Genomic DNA, 15,660 nt, shown 5'->3' with positions numbered 1-15,660 from the left:
TAGCAGCCGAAGAAAAACCTGCCAGCAAGCTCGGAAATGTATAGGCCGCGTACAAGAACCTTCCTACATGACCTGCCAGGCACGACATGACTGGCAGCCCAACCCCCTATTCGGTACATTAGCGCCGCCCACTCAGCCGGCCCCTGTGCCCGGTACCCCCAAGGAGCCTGAGATTGACCGCCTTACCGCCGTCCTGGATCCGTTCGCCGCTGCGCGCCCTGCGCCAGCGCCTGGCTGCCCGTGCACACCCGCCGGCCAAGCGCCTGGCGGCTGTTGAAGTCGATGAATTCTTCCGACGAAAGGCCGATGAGCAGGGCTATACCTTGAGCCACGGCCAGCAGCGGGTGATCGCCTGCATGGCCGAGCAGGCCGCGCACCTGGCTGACGGCACGGCGCGCAGCCTGTACCTGTACGGGGCGGTGGGACGGGGCAAGAGCTGGCTGCTGGACGGCTTCTTCCAGTCACTGGAGCATCCGCACAAGCGCCGCCTGCACTTTCACGATTTCTTCGCCCAGTTGCACGAGGGCATGTTCCGCCATCGCCAGCAGGACGATGCGCTGGGCGCGACCCTGGACGAGCTGCTGCAAGGCTGCCAGGTGCTGTGCTTCGACGAGTTCCACGTGCACGACATCGGCGACGCGATGCTCATCACCGGCCTGTTCAAGGCGCTGTTCGAGCGCCGCGTGTTCGTGCTGCTGACCTCCAACTACCCGCCTGCCGGGCTGCTGCCCAACCCGCTCTACCACCAGCGCTTCGAACCGGTGATCCGCCTGATCGAGGCGCACATGCAGGTGCTTGAAGTGGGCGGCGAGCAGGACTACCGCAGCCACCCGGCCTCCGGCAGCCAGCAGCGCTTCACCCAGGGTCACTACCTCTGGCCCGGCAGCCCGGCGCAGCGCCATGCCGCCGGCCTGGATCAGGCCGGCGCGCCGGTAAGGCTGCAGGTGGGCAAGCGCTCGCTGCACGCCCTGTTCAGCCAGGAGCGCGCGGTAGGCTTCAGCTTCGAGGCGATCTGCGAGCAACCCACGGCGGTGATGGACTACCTGGAGCTGGCGCGCCGCTACGACCACTGGGTGATCGAGCACCTGCCGGACCTGGCGCAGTGCTCGATGGCGGCGCAGCAGCGCTTCATCAACCTGGTGGACGTGCTGTATGACCAGGACAAGCACCTGGTGCTGGTCGGCCAGGCCTCGCTGTGCGAAAGCCTGGGCGGCAGCGCCATCGACCTGGCCCGCACCCGCAGCCGGCTGGGCCAGCTCAATGTGCTGGGCCCGGTGGCCTGCCCGGGTTGACCCTCAGCTGGCCCGCGCCAGGCTGGCCAGCACCCCTTCGATCTCGGCCAGCACGGCCGGGTCGTCCAGGGTCGAAGGCGGGGTGTAGGGCTGGTGGTCGGCGATCTTGCGCAGCACCGCCCGCAAAATCTTGCCCGAGCGGGTCTTGGGCAGGCGCTTGACCACCCGCACCTGGTTGAAGCAGGCCAGCGCGCCGATCTGCTCGCGCACGCTGGCCACCAGTTCGGCCTGCAACTGCTGCTCGCTCAGGCTGACCCCGTCCTTGAGCACCACCAGGCCCAACGGCACCTGGCCCTTGATTTCGTCGCGCACCCCCACCACCGCGCACTCGGCAATCGCCGGGTGGCGCGCCACCAGGTCTTCCATCTCGCCGGTGGACAGCCGGTGCCCGGACACGTTGATCACGTCATCGGTGCGCCCCATGATGTAGACGAAACCGTCCTCGTCGAGGTAGCCGCCATCGCCGGTGTGGTAGTAGCCGGGGTGGCTGTGCAGGTAGGCCTGCAGGTAGCGCGCATGGTCGCCCCACAGCGTCTGGCTGCAGCCGGGCGGCAGCGGCAGTGCGATCACGATGGCACCCTGCTCGTTGGGGCCCAGAAGGTGCCCGTCGTCGTCCAGCACGCGCACGTGGTAACCCGGCACGGCGCGGTTGCTCGAACCCGGACGCACTCCGCAACCCTCCAGCCCGACGCAGGGCGCGGTCACCGGCCAGCCGGTTTCGGTCTGCCACCAGTGGTCGTGCACGGCCTTGCCGCTGGCCGCCTCCAGCCATTGATGGGTGCTGGAGTCGAGTTTTTCCCCGGCCAGGAAGATCTGGCGCAGCGAGCTCAGGTCATGGCGCTTGAACAGCTCGCCCTGCGGGTCTTCCTTGCGGATTGCGCGCATGGCCGTGGGTGCGCAGAACAGCCCGTTGACCCGGTACTGCTCCACCACGCGCCAGTAGGCGGCAGCGTCCGGGGTGCGGATCGGCTTGCCCTCGTAGAACACCGTGGTGCAGCCGTTCATCAGCGGCCCGTAGACGATCAGCGAGTGCCCCACCACCCAGCCCACGTCGGAGATGCCCCACCACACATCCCCCGGCTGCATGCCGTAGATATGGCGCAGGGCAAAGCGCAGCGCCACGGCGTTGCCGCCGTTCTCACGCACGATGCCCTTGGGTTTGCCGGTGGTGCCGGAGGTGTACATGATGTACAGCGGGTCGCCTGCGGCCAAGGCCACCGGTGGCACCGGGCTGGCCGCAGCCACTGCCGCCTGCCAGTCCAGATCGCGGCCTTCGCGCAGCTCGGCGCGGGCCTGCGGGCGCTGCAGCACCAGCACCTGGCGCGGCTGGTGGGTGGCCAGTTGCAGGGCCTTGTCCACCAGCGGCTTGTATTCGATGACGCGGTCGAACTCCAGCCCGCAGGAGGCGGTGAGCAGCAGCGCAGGCCGCGCATCGTCGATGCGCAGGGCCAGCTCGTTGGCGGCAAAGCCACCGAACACCACCGAATGCACCGCGCCGATGCGGGCGCAGGCCAGCATTGCCATGGCCGCCTGCGGCACCATCGGCATGTAGATGATCACCCCATCGCCCTGCTTCACCCCCAGCTCGCGCAACAGGCCGGCCAGGCGCGCCACCTCGTCGCGCAGTTGCACGAAGGTGTAGGTCTGGCGGGTGTCGGTGACGGGCGAGTCGTAGATCAGTGCGGTCTGCTCGCCACGGCCCTGCTCGATCTGGTGGTCGAGAGCCAGGTAGCAGCTGTTGAGTTGCCCGTCGGCAAACCACTGGTGGGTGCCGTCGGGGTTGGCCACAAGGGTCTGCGCAGGCTTGCGGTACCAGGCCAGGTGGTCAGCCTGTTCGGCCCAGAACGCGGCGGGGTCGGCAATGGAGCGGTCGTAGCTGTGCTGGTAAGTCATCGATCGGTAACCCTGAACTTTGTTGTTATTAAAAGGGCGAATATCGAGTATGGACGCCAATTGCGCGCCTGCCATGGTACTTAAGTCGGGTATCATCGCCGCCGTCTTCATTGCCCTTGCAGCCCCTTCATGCACACCCTCGACGACCTCAGGCGCGGCCGCCTGGCAGGTGCCACCCGCCTCGACCTGAGCTGCGGGCTCACGCAGTTCCCGGATGAGATCTTCGAACTGGCCGACAGCCTCGAAGTGCTCAACCTGAGCGGCAATGCGTTGAGCAGCCTGCCCCATGACCTGGGCCGGCTGCACCGGCTCAAGGTGCTGTTCTGCTCCCACAACCGGTTCACCGAGGTGCCGGCCAGCGTAGGCCAGTGCCTGCGCCTGGAAATGGTCGGGTTGCGCAACAACCGCATCACGCACCTGCCGGCCGCCGCATTGGGCCCCAACCTGCGGGCACTGGTGCTGACCGAGAATTGCCTTGAACAGTTGCCCGACGCACTGGGCGACTGCCAGCAGCTGCAAAAGCTGATGCTGGCGGGCAACCGCCTGCGCGCCCTGCCGGCCAGCCTTGCGCGGTGCCAGCGGCTCGAACTGCTGCGGGTGTCGGCCAACCGGTTGAGCGAACTGCCCCAGTGGCTGCTGACGATGCCCCGCCTGGCGTGGCTGGCGTATGCCGGCAACCCCTTGCCCCAGGGCCTTGCGGCGCCGCAGGCGCCGGGCCGGTGCGACGCCATCGACTGGCACGCCCTCGAGCTGGGCGAGGTGCTGGGCCAGGGCGCCTCCGGGGTGATTCACCGCGTGCAGGTGGCGGGTCGAAAGGCGGCGCTCAAGCTGTACAAGGGCCAGATGACCAGCGATGGCTCGCCGCTCAACGAAATGCAGGCGTGCGTGGCAGCTGGCGCCCACCCGAACCTGATCCCGCTGCTGGGGCAGGTAGCCAACCACCCGCACCAGGTGCCGGGGTTGCTGATGGCGCTGGTGGGCACCCACCTGTCTGCCCTGGCCGGGCCGCCCAGCCTGCAAACCTGCACCCGAGACGTCTACCCGCCTGACCTGTGCCTTGGCCTGCAAGCCGCAACCCGGCTGGCGACGGCCATCGCGTCGGTCGCGGCGCACCTGCACCAGCGCGGCATCACCCACGGCGACCTGTACGCGCACAACATCCTGTGCGATGCACAGGGCAACGCGGTGCTCGGGGACTTTGGCGCGGCATCGTTCTTTGCGCAGGATGGCAGTGCTGCTGCAGACGCATTGCAGCGTATCGAGGTGCGGGCGTTCGGGGTGTTGCTGGGGGAACTGCTGGCGTGTTGCGGGGAGGCGTCAGAGGAACTGGCGGACTTGCAGGCGAGCTGTGTTCAACCGCAAGTGCTGGCAAGGCCGGATTTTGCGCAGGTTGAACGGGTGCTTCGCCGGCAAGGCCGGCTCCTGCAAGAGGCGTAGGAGCAGGCCTTGCCGACGAAGTGGGTTATCAGCCCGCCAGGCCGACGTACACGTTCTGCACGTCGTCGTTGTCGTCGATGGCTTCCAGGAATGCCTCGACTTCAGCCATGTGCTCGTCGCTGAGCCCGCTGACCGGGTTCTTGGGGGTGTAGCCGATCTTGGCCGAGATCACCTTGAAGCCCTGTTGCGGCAAGGCCTTCTGTACCGCGTCCAGGTCGGTGGTGTCGGTGATGAACAGGGTCGAGCCCTCTTCTTCACCTTCCGCGAAGTCCTGTGCACCGGCTTCGATGGCGGCCATTTCCGGGTCGGCATCAGGGGTTTCAGGGCTGGCTTCGATCAGGCCGACATGGTTGAAGTCCCAGGCCACCGAACCCGAAGCGCCCAGCTGGCCCTTGCGGAACAGCACGCGAATCTGCGCCACGGTGCGGTTGACGTTGTCGGTCAGGCATTCGACGATCAGCGGCACCTGATGCGGGGCGAAGCCTTCGTAGGTAACGTGGTGGTACTGCACCGCGTCGCCATCCAGGCCCGCGCCCTTGCGGATGGCGCGTTCCAGGGTCTCTTTGGTCATCGAGGCCTTCTTGGCCTGTTCCACGGCCAGGCGCAGGCGCGGGTTCATGTCCGGGTCGGCACCGGCCTTGGCCGCGATCTGGATCTCCTTGGACAGCTTGCCCATGATCTTGCCCTTGGCGTTGGCTGCTACTTCTCTATGCTTGGCTTTCCACTGTGCGCCCATCTCGACTCTCTTGTTTCAGCTGCCGGTTCAGGTAGCGACCAGCAAGGTGGCGTGCAGTTTATACAGGCTGCGCCGGGCAATCGACAAAAAAACGCTGGGCTGTTGCCGGGCCTGGTGAACCCTTCGCCGGCAGGGCCGGCTCCTACTGGCGTTGCAGGAGCCGGCCTTGCTGGCGAAGAGGCCAGCATCCACAACCTAGAAACCACTTTAAGTTGTGATTTTTATTTCATATATATCAATCAGATAAGCCAACAAACTCATGTAGTTAAGCAGCTTCACGCTGCGCCACCGCCTGCGCCGCCGCCAGCATCGCCCTGAGCAGCACTGCGCACCCGGCCGCCAGGTCCTTGGGGTCGGCATTCTCGATTTCGTTATGGCTGATGCCGCCCTCGCACGGCACGAAGATCATCCCGGCCGGGCCCAGTTCGGCCAGGAAGATCGCGTCGTGCCCGGCCCCGCTGACGATGTCCATGTGCGACATGCCCAGCCCCTGCGCCGCGCTGCGCACCGCCTCCACGCAGCCCTTGTCGAAGTACAGCGGCGGGAAGTCCGCGGTGGGCGTCAGCGTGTAGGTCAGCCCATGCTGCTGCGCGGTCGCGGCGATCACCTCCTGCACCTGGGCGATCATCGAGTCCAGCCGCGCCGGCTCCAGGTGACGAAAGTCCAGGGTCATGCGCACCTCGCCGGGGATCACGTTGCGCGAGCCCGGGTACGCCTGCAGGCAGCCCACCGTGCCGCACGCATGGGGCTGATGCTCCAGAGCCACGCGGTTGACCGCCGCCACCACCGCACTGGCGCCTACCAGGGCGTCCTTGCGCAGGTGCATCGGGGTCGGCCCGGCGTGGGCCTCGACACCGCGCAGGGTGAGGTCGAACCATTTCTGCCCCAGCGCGCCGAGCACCACGCCGATGGTCTTGCGCTGGTCCTCCAGGATCGGCCCCTGCTCGATATGCGCCTCGAAATAGGCGCCCACCGGGTGCCCACTGACCGCGCGGGTGCCGGCGTAGCCGATCGCATTCAGCGCCTCGCCCACGCTCACGCCCTGGGCATCGCGCTTGGCCAGCGTCTCCTGAAGGGTGAACTTCTCGGCGAACACGCCCGAGCCCATCATGCACGGCGCGAACCGCGAGCCCTCCTCGTTGGTCCACACCACAACCTCAAGTGGCGCCTCAGTTTCTATTTGCAAGTCATTGAGTGTACGAAGAACTTCCAGCCCGGCCAGCACCCCGAAGCAGCCATCGAACTTGCCGCCGGTGGGCTGGGTGTCGATATGGCTGCCGGTCATTACCGGCGGCAGTTGCGGGTTGCGCCCGGGCCGGCGGGCAAAGATGTTGCCCACCCCGTCCACGCTGACGGTGCAGCCGGCAGCCTCGGTCCATTGCACGAACAGGTCGCGGGCCTGGCGGTCCAGGTCGGTCAGGGCCAGGCGGCATACGCCGCCTTTGGCGGTGGCACCCAGTTGCGCCAGCTCCATCAGCGACTGCCACAGGCGCTCGCCATCGATGTGGGCCTGGGTACTTTGCAGAACGTCCTTAGCGGTTTGCATGAGCATCTCCTGCTTGGCCGGCCTCTGCGGGCCGTGGGGTTACACGGTGGGTTTGAGGCTGGTGGCACGCGCGCCCTTCAGGCTACCCAGGGCGTAGTAGATCACCCCGCCCAGCGCCGAGCCGGTGAACCAGCCGAAGTCGTAGAACCAGCTGAACGCCGGGCTGTGCAGCGACAACAGGGTCAGCACCACCGGCACGCCGAAGGCGATGAAGCCGGTCGCGTTCCAGGCCGGGTACACGTCATCGCGGTACAGCCCGGCAAGGTCGAGGGTCTGCTTGCGCAGCAGGAAGTAGTCCACCACCATGATCCCGGCAATCGGCCCCAGCAGGCTGGAATAGCCCAGCAGCCAGTTGGAATACACCGACTCCAGGCTCACGTCCGAGACGATCAGGCCGAGTTTCTTGAGCAGCTCATGGGCCATCAGCAGCAGGCCCACCAGCCCGGTCAGCAGCACGGCGGTGGTACGCCCGATCCACTTGGGCGCCAGGTTCTGGAAGTCGTTGGTGGGCGAAACGATGTTGGCCGCGGTGTTGGTCGACAGTGTGGCGATGATGATCAGCGCCATGGCCAGCGCCACCCACAGCGGGCTCTGGATATGCCCGATCAGGCTCACCGGGTCGGACACCGTCTCGCCCACCAGCGAGGCCGAGGCAGCGGTCAGCACCACCCCCAGCGCGGCAAACAGGAACATGGTCAGCGGCAGGCCGAAGATCTGCCCCAGGATCTGGTCCTTCTGGCTTCGGGCGTAGCGGCTGAAGTCCGGGATGTTCAGCGACAGCGTGGCCCAGAAACCCACCATGGCGGTCAGCCCGGCGAAGAAGTAGCCGGTCACGCTGGAGCCTTCGGGGCGTTTGGGCGGCTGCGCCAGCAGTTCGCTGAACGACACGTTGGGCAGCGCCCACACCAGCAGCCCGGCACCCACCAGCACCAGCAGCGGTGCCGACAGGGTTTCGAGCCACTTGATCGACTCGGCGCCGCGCAGCACCACCCACAGGTTAAGGCACCAGAACAGCATGAAGCCGATGACCTCGCCGGTGCCGCCCAGCGCCTTCCATTCCGGCCAGAACGAGCCCAGGAAGAGGTGGATGGCCAGCCCGCCGAACATCGTCTGGATACCGAACCAGCCGCACGCCACCAGCGCGCGGATCAGGCACGGCACGTTGGAGCCGATGATGCCGAACGAGGAGCGCAGCAGCACCGGGAACGGGATGCCGTACTTGGTGCCGGGGAAGGCATTGAGCGTCAGCGGGATGAGCACGATGGTGTTGGCCAGCAGGATCGCCAGCAGCGCCTCGCCCACCGTCAGGCCGAAATACGCCGTGAGCACCCCGCCCAGGGTGTAGGTGGGCACGCAGATCGACATGCCGACCCACAGTGCGGTGATGTGCCATTTGTTCCAGGTGCGCTGCCCCACCTTGGTCGGGGCGATGTCATGGTTGTAGCGAGGGCTGTCGAGGACGTCGGTGCCGGCGTCGAGCTCGAACAAGCCGTCACGCTCGCTCACTTGCGATCGGGTCTGGTGCATTGGCCGCTCCACTTTTCTGGTTATGTGCACCTCGCGATGAGGCGCCGGAGTCTTGCGCGTGCAGGTAAGGCAATCACGGTCAGGTGATCTGAGAAATCTTGACCATTTACGCATCCTGTCAAGCAAGACAGGACTCGCCAGAAACCTCTCCTAACCCGTAAAAAGAAGTTTTATTCTTATTTTTCAATAAGTTGAAAACAGAATAAGCATATAAAAAATAATCTTGCCCAATCCCGGATCGCCAACTAGATTCAATTCTTGACGGCGATGACAGGATTACTCCGGCGCCGATCACGACAAAAATCTAGAGCCGGTAGCAACCGGTCAAGCCTGCGAGGAGCTTCGTGATGACGCTTTTGATTCGTGGCGCCACCCTGATTACCCATGACGAGAGTTACCCGGCCGACGTGTACTGCGCAGACGGCCTGATCCAGGCCATCGGCCACAACCTCGACGTCCCCGCCGGCTGTACCGTGCTCGATGGCAGCGGGCAGTACCTGATGCCCGGCGGCATCGACCCCCACACCCACATGCAGCTGCCCTTCATGGGCACGGTGGCCAGCGAGGATTTCTACACCGGCACCGCCGCCGGCCTGGCCGGCGGCACCACCTCGATCATCGACTTCGTGATCCCCAACCCGCAGCAATCGCTGCTCGAAGCCTTTCACCAGTGGCGCGGCTGGGCCGAGAAATCGGCGGCCGACTACGGCTTTCACGTGGCCATCACCTGGTGGAGCGAGCAGGTGCGCGAGGAAATGGCCGAGCTGGTCAACCACCACGGGGTGAACAGCTTCAAGCACTTCATGGCCTACAAGAACGCGATCATGGCCGCCGACGACACCCTGGTCGGCAGCTTCGAGCGCTGCCTGGAGCTGGGCGCGGTGCCCACGGTGCATGCCGAGAACGGCGAGCTGGTGTACCACCTGCAGCGCAAGCTGCTGGCCCAGGGCATCACCGGCCCCGAAGCGCACCCGCTGTCGCGCCCTTCGCAGGTGGAAGGCGAAGCGGCCAGCCGTGCCATCCGCATTGCCGAAACCCTCGGCACCCCGCTGTACCTGGTGCACGTGTCCACCCGCGAGGCGCTGGACGAGATCACCTATGCCCGCGCCAAGGGCCAGCCGGTGTACGGCGAAGTGCTGGCCGGGCACCTGTTGCTGGACGACAGCGTGTACCAGCACCCCGACTGGCAGACGGCGGCCGGCTATGTGATGAGCCCGCCGTTTCGTCCGCGCGGGCACCAGGAGGCCCTGTGGCACGGGCTGCAATCGGGCAACCTGCATACCACCGCCACCGACCATTGCTGCTTCTGCGCCGAGCAGAAGGCCGCGGGGCGTGACGATTTCAGCCGTATCCCCAACGGCACGGCGGGCATCGAGGACCGCATGGCGGTGCTGTGGGACGAAGGCGTGAACACCGGCCGGCTGTCGATGCAGGACTTCGTCGCCCTCACCTCCACCAACACCGCCAAGATCTTCAACCTGTACCCACGCAAGGGTGCGCTGCGGGTCGGCGCCGATGCCGACCTGGTGCTGTGGGACCCGCACGGCACGCGCACCATCTCGGCCAAGACCCACCACCAGAATGTCGACTTCAACATCTTCGAAGGCAAGACAGTGCGCGGGGTGCCCAGCCATACCATCAGCCAGGGCAAGCTGGTGTGGGCCGACGGCGACCTGCGCGCCGAGCGCGGCGCCGGGCGCTATGTCGAACGGCCGGCATACCCGGCGGTGTTCGACCTGCTGAGCAAGCGTGCGCAGCAGTGCAGGCCCGGCGCGGTCAAGCGCTGAGCCTTTAAAGCATCGCGGGTCAAGCCCGCTCCCACAGGTGTCGTGCGATCCCGGTGGGAGCGGGCTTGACCCGCGATGGGCGCGCCAGCGCCCCGGTTTCTATAAAAAAACAAAGAGGCCACTACCGTGATCAACGCCTTGAACCATCTCCCGCACCCGCAAGACGACAACGCCACCCTCGCCACGCATTTCAGCGACCTGGCTCCGCCCCTCACCCCGCGCCAGGCCGCCGTGGAAAGCGCGCGCTGCCTGTACTGCTACGACGCCCCCTGCGTCGACGCCTGCCCCAGCGACATCGACATCCCCTCCTTCATCCGCAACATCCAGCAGGACAACGTGCAGGGCGCGGCCATCAAGATTCTCTCGGCCAACATCCTCGGTGGCAGTTGCGCCCGGGTGTGCCCCACCGAGATCCTCTGCCAGCAGGCCTGCGTGCGCAACAACGCCCAGGAATGCGCCCCGGTGCTGATCGGCCTGCTGCAACGCTACGCGGTCGATCATGCCGAGTTCGCCGAGCACCCGTTCCAGCGTGCGCCCAGCACCGGCAAACGCATCGCCGTGGTCGGCGCCGGCCCCGCAGGCCTGGCCTGCGCCCACCGGCTGGCCTGGCACGGGCATGAGGTGGTGATTTTCGAAGCACGGGAAAAGGCCGGCGGCCTCAACGAATACGGCATCGCCAAGTACAAGCTGGTGGACGACTTCGCCCAGCGCGAGCTGGACTTCGTGCTGCAGGTGGGCGGTATCGAGATCCGCCACGGCCAGGTGCTGGGCGACAACCTCAGCCTGGGCGAGCTGCAACAGCAGTTCGACGCGGTGTTCCTCGGCCTGGGCCTGGCCGCCAGCCGCCAGTTGGGCCTGCCCGACGAAGGCGCCCCCGGCCTGCTCAGCGCCACCGAGTACATCCGCGAGCTGCGCCAGGCCGACGACCTGAGCACCCTGCCCCTGGCCGAACGCTGCATCGTGCTCGGCGCCGGCAACACCGCCATCGACATGGCAGTACAGATGGCCCGCCTGGGCGCCCATGACGTCAACCTGGTGTACCGCCGTGGCCTGCAGGACATGGGCGCCACCCAGCATGAACAGGACATCGCCAAGGCCAACCAGGTACGGCTGCTGACCTGGGCCCAGCCCGAGCAGGTGCTGCTCGACGACCAGGGCCGGGTGCGCGGCATGCGCTTTGCCCGCACGCACCTGGTGGACGGGCGTCTGCAAACCACTGGGCAAACCTTCGAACTGGCGGCGGATGCGATCTTCAAGGCCATCGGCCAGGCCTTCGACGGCCAGGCCCTGAGCGACCCGCAGGCCCTGCAACTGGAGCGTGATGGCGAGCGTATCCGCGTGGACGACAACCTGCGCACCAGCCTGCCGGGCGTGTACGCCGGCGGCGACTGCACGCACCTGGGCCAGGACCTCACCGTACAGGCCGTACAGCACGGCAAGCGGGCCGCCGAGGCCATCCATGCCCAACTGACCCTCAACGTGGAGGCCGCATAAATGGCAGACCTGTCGATCGAATTCGCTGGCATCAAGGCGCCCAACCCGTTCTGGCTGGCCTCCGCACCGCCCACCGACAAGGCCTACAACGTGATACGTGCGTTCGAGGCCGGCTGGGGTGGCGTGGTCTGGAAAACCCTGGGCGAAGACCCCGCCGCCGTCAACGTGTCGTCACGCTACTCGGCGCACTTCGGGCCCAACCGCGAGGTGCTGGGCATCAACAACATCGAGCTGATTACCGACCGCTCGCTGGAGATCAACCTGCGCGAGATCACCCAAGTGAAAAAGGCCTGGCCCGACCGCGCGCTGATCGTATCGCTGATGGTGCCGTGCGTGGAGGACGCGTGGAAAACCATCCTGCCGCTGGTGGAGGCCACCGGGGCGGACGGCATCGAGCTGAACTTCGGCTGCCCCCACGGCATGCCCGAGCGCGGCATGGGCGCGGCGGTGGGCCAGGTGCCGGAGTACGTCGAGCAGGTGACACGCTGGTGCAAGACCTACTGCTCGCTGCCGGTGATCGTCAAGCTCACCCCCAACATCACCGACATCCGCCAGTCGGCCCGCGCCGCGCACCGCGGCGGCGCCGACGCAGTGTCGCTGATCAACACCATCAACTCGATCACCAGCGTCGACCTTGAGCGCATGATCGCCCTGCCGATCGTCGGCGAGGCCAGTACCCACGGTGGCTACTGCGGTTCGGCAGTGAAGCCGATCGCGCTGAACATGGTGGCCGAGATCGCCCGCGACCCGGCCACCCACGGGCTGCCCATCAGTGGCATCGGCGGCATCGGCAGCTGGCGGGATGCCGCCGAGTTCATTGCATTGGGTTGCGGCTCGGTGCAAGTGTGCACCGCGGCGATGCTGCATGGCTTTCGCATCGTCGACGAAATGAAGGACGGCCTCTCGCGCTGGATGGACAGTCAGGGCTACCACAGCCTGCAGGACTTTCGCGGGCGCGCGGTGGGCCACACCACCGACTGGAAGTACCTGGACATCAACTACCAGGTGATCGCCAGGATCGACCAGCAGGCCTGCATCGGCTGCGGGCGCTGCCACATTGCCTGCGAAGACACCTCGCACCAGGCCATCGCCAGCCTGGTCAAGGCCGAGGGCGGGCACCGCTACGAGGTGATCGACGCCGAGTGCGTGGGGTGCAACCTGTGCCAGATCACCTGCCCGGTGGAGGGCTGCATCGAGATGGTGCCCCAGGACACCGGCAAGCCGTTCCTGGACTGGCTGCACGACCCACGCAACCCCTACCGCGAGGCGTCCTGAGGCTGCGCCCCGCGCAGGTCTTCGAAGCAGGCCTTGTTCCCGTCCACCTGAACAGACGCCCGGGGCAGGTTAGCCGCCTCCCCGGTCGGCGTCTCCACATGCCAGTAGCAGTGCTTGATCGCGCGGGTGATGGCCACGTAGGCCAGGCGCAGGATCTCGTCCTTCTGGGCGTTGTCGTAGCCTTCGGGGTCGCCCGCGCGGCCCAGCCCGGCCTGGCGGTACACCTGGTTCTTGTACGGCGAGCGCGTCAGGTGCTGGCAGTCACCGAGCATGAACACCGCATCGGCCTGCAGGCCCTTGGCGCTGTGGTAGGTGAGCTGGCGGAACCGCCGCTGCGCCGCCGGCAGGCTGGCCTCGTGGTTGAGCAAGGGCTGCAGGTGCTCGGCAATCACCGACTTGTCGACGCTCTTGCGGTACAGCAGCATCACCGACTCGCCATCGCGGTAGTGGTCCATCAACTGCCGGGCCAGTGTGGCTTCGTCGCGCTCCATCACCATCACCGGCACCGGCTGCTCGGCCGCCGGGCCGCAGGCACGGGCCTTCTTGCCGGCAATTGCCGGGGCCGACTTAACGATATGCTCGGCTGCATCGATGATGTGCTGGTGGCTGCGGTAGTTGTCGGCCAGCATCACGCGGGTGGTGCTGGGGGCGACGAACTGCTTGGCGAACTCCATGAAGTACTTGGGCGAGCTGCCGCGCCAGCCATAGATCGACTGCCAGTCGTCCCCCACGCACAGCAGCGAGGAATGCTGCGCCACCTGCCCCACGTGCATGGCCGGGCCGCGCCGGCGGATCTCGCGCAGGCAGGCGCGCAGCCACGAGACGATCTGCGGCGACACGTCCTGGAACTCGTCGATCATCAGGTGCGACAACGGGCGCAGCATCGGGTCGGGCAGCAGGCGCAGGTTTTCCGGGTTGTTCTCGCCGAACAGCGCGAACATGCGGTTGTAGCTCATGATCGGCGGCGACTGTGCCAGCAGGTGCGCCTCCAGCGCCTTCCAGTACAGGCTCAGGGCCTCGAAGAACAGCGCGTCGGTGTCACCCTGCGGGAAGCTCATGCCGCCCACCGCCACGCTCACATCCAGCCCCAGGTTCTCGATGAACCCGGCAGCGCCGACGAATGCATCCAGCAAGGGCGCCGCGCCCAGCTCGCCTTTTACCTTGTAGTCAAAGCCTGGCCCGGCCACTGCATCACCGGCCAGCGAGGCGGTGAGGCGTTTGGCCGCCGCGTAGTTTTCCAGCCAGATCACCGGCTTGTCGCAGAACGCCTGGAACAGCGTGCGCTTGATCACCCATTCGGCCCACACCGGCAGCTTGGCGCCGGGGCGCTTGTACTGCTGATTCTCCTTGGGGTCGAAACCCAGCACCACCCAGGCGTCAAGCTCGGCGATATGGCCGTGGAAATGAAAGCGGCTGCCGTTGATTTCGACGGTTTCGCGGCTGGGCTCGATACCCTTGATCGGCCAGGCACCTGCCTGGAACCACAGGTCTTCGATCACGTCGCACAGCTCTTCGTCGCGCCCGGACGACAGCTGTGTCACCGCCACGCGCTTCTGCACGTCGGGGTGGTCGCGGTCCAGGGCCTTGAGCTGCAGGGCTTCGCGACGCAGCCCGGCAATCAGCTCGGCGAACCGCGGGCTGGTGTGCAGCAGGTCGCGGTAGCACAGGTTGAGTTGCTGGCGCTGGGCATCGTTGATGCGCAGGTCGAACGGGTTGCTGTCCACGCCCGCCTCGCTGCCCCCGGGCTGCTCGCTGCCCAGGGTCTCGAACGCCCGCACCTGGCTGAAGCCCGGCAGGCTGCGCACCAGCGGCAGGATGCGCGAATGGAAGGTGCGCACCAGCTCACGCGCCTGCACCGGGCTCAGGGCCAGTTGCCACAGGCCGAACACCTGCACCAGGCGGGCAATGAAGTCCTTGCGCGACTCGCGGGTGAAGGTGACCACGGTCATGGCCTCCAGCTCGAAGCCAAGGTAATGGCGCAGCAACAGGATACGCAGCACCAGCGAGGTGGACTTGCCAGCGCCGGCGCCGGCGATCACGCAGGTGGACGGCGTGTCGCTGAAGATCATCTTCCACTGCGCCGCGCTGGGCTGGGCGTGGGCCGGCAGGCGCGCGGCGACATCGGCCTTGAAGCGCTTCTTCAGCTCGGGGGTCAGCGGCAGGCGCCAGTCGTCGAACAGGGCATCGTCCAGCCCCGGCACGCCGTGGGCATCCGGGCGCGTATCGCGGATCACCAGCACCTGGCGCCCGGCCTCGAAACCGTCCACTCGCCCTTCTTCATAGCCTTCACGCAGCCCGTCGGCATGCCCGGTGCGCTGGCCGTTGGCATGGCCCTGGAACCACGAATCGCGGTGCTGTGCCTGCAACCGGCTCAGGCCACGGCCCAGCAGGCGTGCGGCCAGACGTCTGACCCAGGGCAGTTGCGCGGGTGGGGTTAGATCCGTGGGTAGCTTGGGACGCTCGTGTGACACACCGACTCCGGCAATCAATTCAATCAGCGGCCATGTTCGCCTTATCACGACCAAATCACCAGCCGAATGCTTTCAGATCAGTGGATTAGGCGACGAAGCGGCGAAACTACCGCAGGTTATATATCGAATATAACGATCATATTTAGCCGATATTTACGCTTTTTTTCGATGTTTATCGAGAGGATCATCAGCGCCATCCACC

At 66.3% G+C, this 15,660-nt stretch carries 10 protein-coding genes; 5 read left to right on the top strand and 5 right to left on the bottom strand.

Going from position 1 to position 15,660, the window contains the following annotated elements; genetic code table 11:
* Positions 1 to 173 precede the first annotated feature (173 nt).
* On the top strand, positions 174 to 1,292 hold the full coding sequence (gene zapE, locus KH389_RS11725; RefSeq protein WP_167400187.1) for a cell division protein ZapE: 1,119 nt from the start codon (positions 174 to 176) through the stop codon (positions 1,290 to 1,292).
* Between the two features lie 3 nt (positions 1,293 to 1,295).
* Here the strand turns inward: zapE and KH389_RS11720 are convergent, their stop codons facing one another.
* Positions 1,296 to 3,185 (bottom strand): propionyl-CoA synthetase, encoded by a 1,890-nt coding sequence (locus KH389_RS11720; protein WP_054914393.1) that lies wholly within the window; start codon positions 3,183 to 3,185, stop codon positions 1,296 to 1,298.
* A gap of 129 nt (positions 3,186 to 3,314) precedes the next feature.
* Here KH389_RS11720 and KH389_RS11715 point away from each other — a divergent pair, with 129 nt between their 5' ends.
* Entirely contained in the window at positions 3,315 to 4,622 is a 1,308-nt protein-coding gene (locus tag KH389_RS11715; protein ID WP_213607383.1) for a leucine-rich repeat-containing protein kinase family protein, read from the top strand.
* Between the two features lie 28 nt (positions 4,623 to 4,650).
* On the opposite strand, the gene KH389_RS11710 is transcribed toward KH389_RS11715, so the two are convergent.
* The 3 genes from KH389_RS11710 to KH389_RS11700 form a co-directional block, all read right to left on the bottom strand.
* A complete protein-coding gene (locus KH389_RS11710; RefSeq protein ID WP_043863975.1) occupies positions 4,651 to 5,358 on the bottom strand; it encodes a YebC/PmpR family DNA-binding transcriptional regulator in 708 nt (235 codons plus the stop codon).
* A gap of 265 nt (positions 5,359 to 5,623) precedes the next feature.
* Complete coding sequence (locus KH389_RS11705) at positions 5,624 to 6,904, bottom strand: Zn-dependent hydrolase (RefSeq protein WP_054914391.1); 1,281 nt, start codon at positions 6,902 to 6,904, stop codon at positions 5,624 to 5,626.
* 39 nt (positions 6,905 to 6,943) lie between these two features.
* A complete protein-coding gene (locus KH389_RS11700) occupies positions 6,944 to 8,431 on the bottom strand; it encodes an NCS1 family nucleobase:cation symporter-1 (protein WP_116053813.1) in 1,488 nt (495 codons plus the stop codon).
* A gap of 347 nt (positions 8,432 to 8,778) precedes the next feature.
* Between KH389_RS11700 and hydA the strand changes: the two genes are divergently transcribed.
* From hydA to preA, 3 genes are all read left to right on the top strand, one after another.
* Positions 8,779 to 10,218 (top strand): dihydropyrimidinase, encoded by a 1,440-nt coding sequence (hydA, locus tag KH389_RS11695; protein WP_054914390.1) that lies wholly within the window; start codon positions 8,779 to 8,781, stop codon positions 10,216 to 10,218.
* Between the two features lie 126 nt (positions 10,219 to 10,344).
* Positions 10,345 to 11,712 (top strand): NAD(P)-dependent oxidoreductase, encoded by a 1,368-nt coding sequence (locus KH389_RS11690; protein ID WP_043863979.1) that lies wholly within the window; start codon positions 10,345 to 10,347, stop codon positions 11,710 to 11,712.
* On the top strand, positions 11,713 to 12,987 hold the full coding sequence (preA, locus tag KH389_RS11685) for an NAD-dependent dihydropyrimidine dehydrogenase subunit PreA (protein WP_043863980.1): 1,275 nt from the start codon (positions 11,713 to 11,715) through the stop codon (positions 12,985 to 12,987).
* Here preA and KH389_RS11680 read toward each other — a convergent pair.
* Positions 12,969 to 15,458, bottom strand: a complete 2,490-nt coding sequence (locus KH389_RS11680; RefSeq protein ID WP_081315098.1) for a UvrD-helicase domain-containing protein — start codon at positions 15,456 to 15,458, stop codon at positions 12,969 to 12,971. The genes preA and KH389_RS11680 overlap by 19 nt on opposite strands.
* Positions 15,459 to 15,660: the final 202 nt, after the last annotated feature.

The sequence above is a fragment of the Pseudomonas qingdaonensis genome (assembly GCF_018398475.1).
Taxonomy (GTDB): domain Bacteria; phylum Pseudomonadota; class Gammaproteobacteria; order Pseudomonadales; family Pseudomonadaceae; genus Aquipseudomonas; species Aquipseudomonas palmensis.
This window is presented reverse-complemented; position numbering and strand designations above follow the sequence as displayed.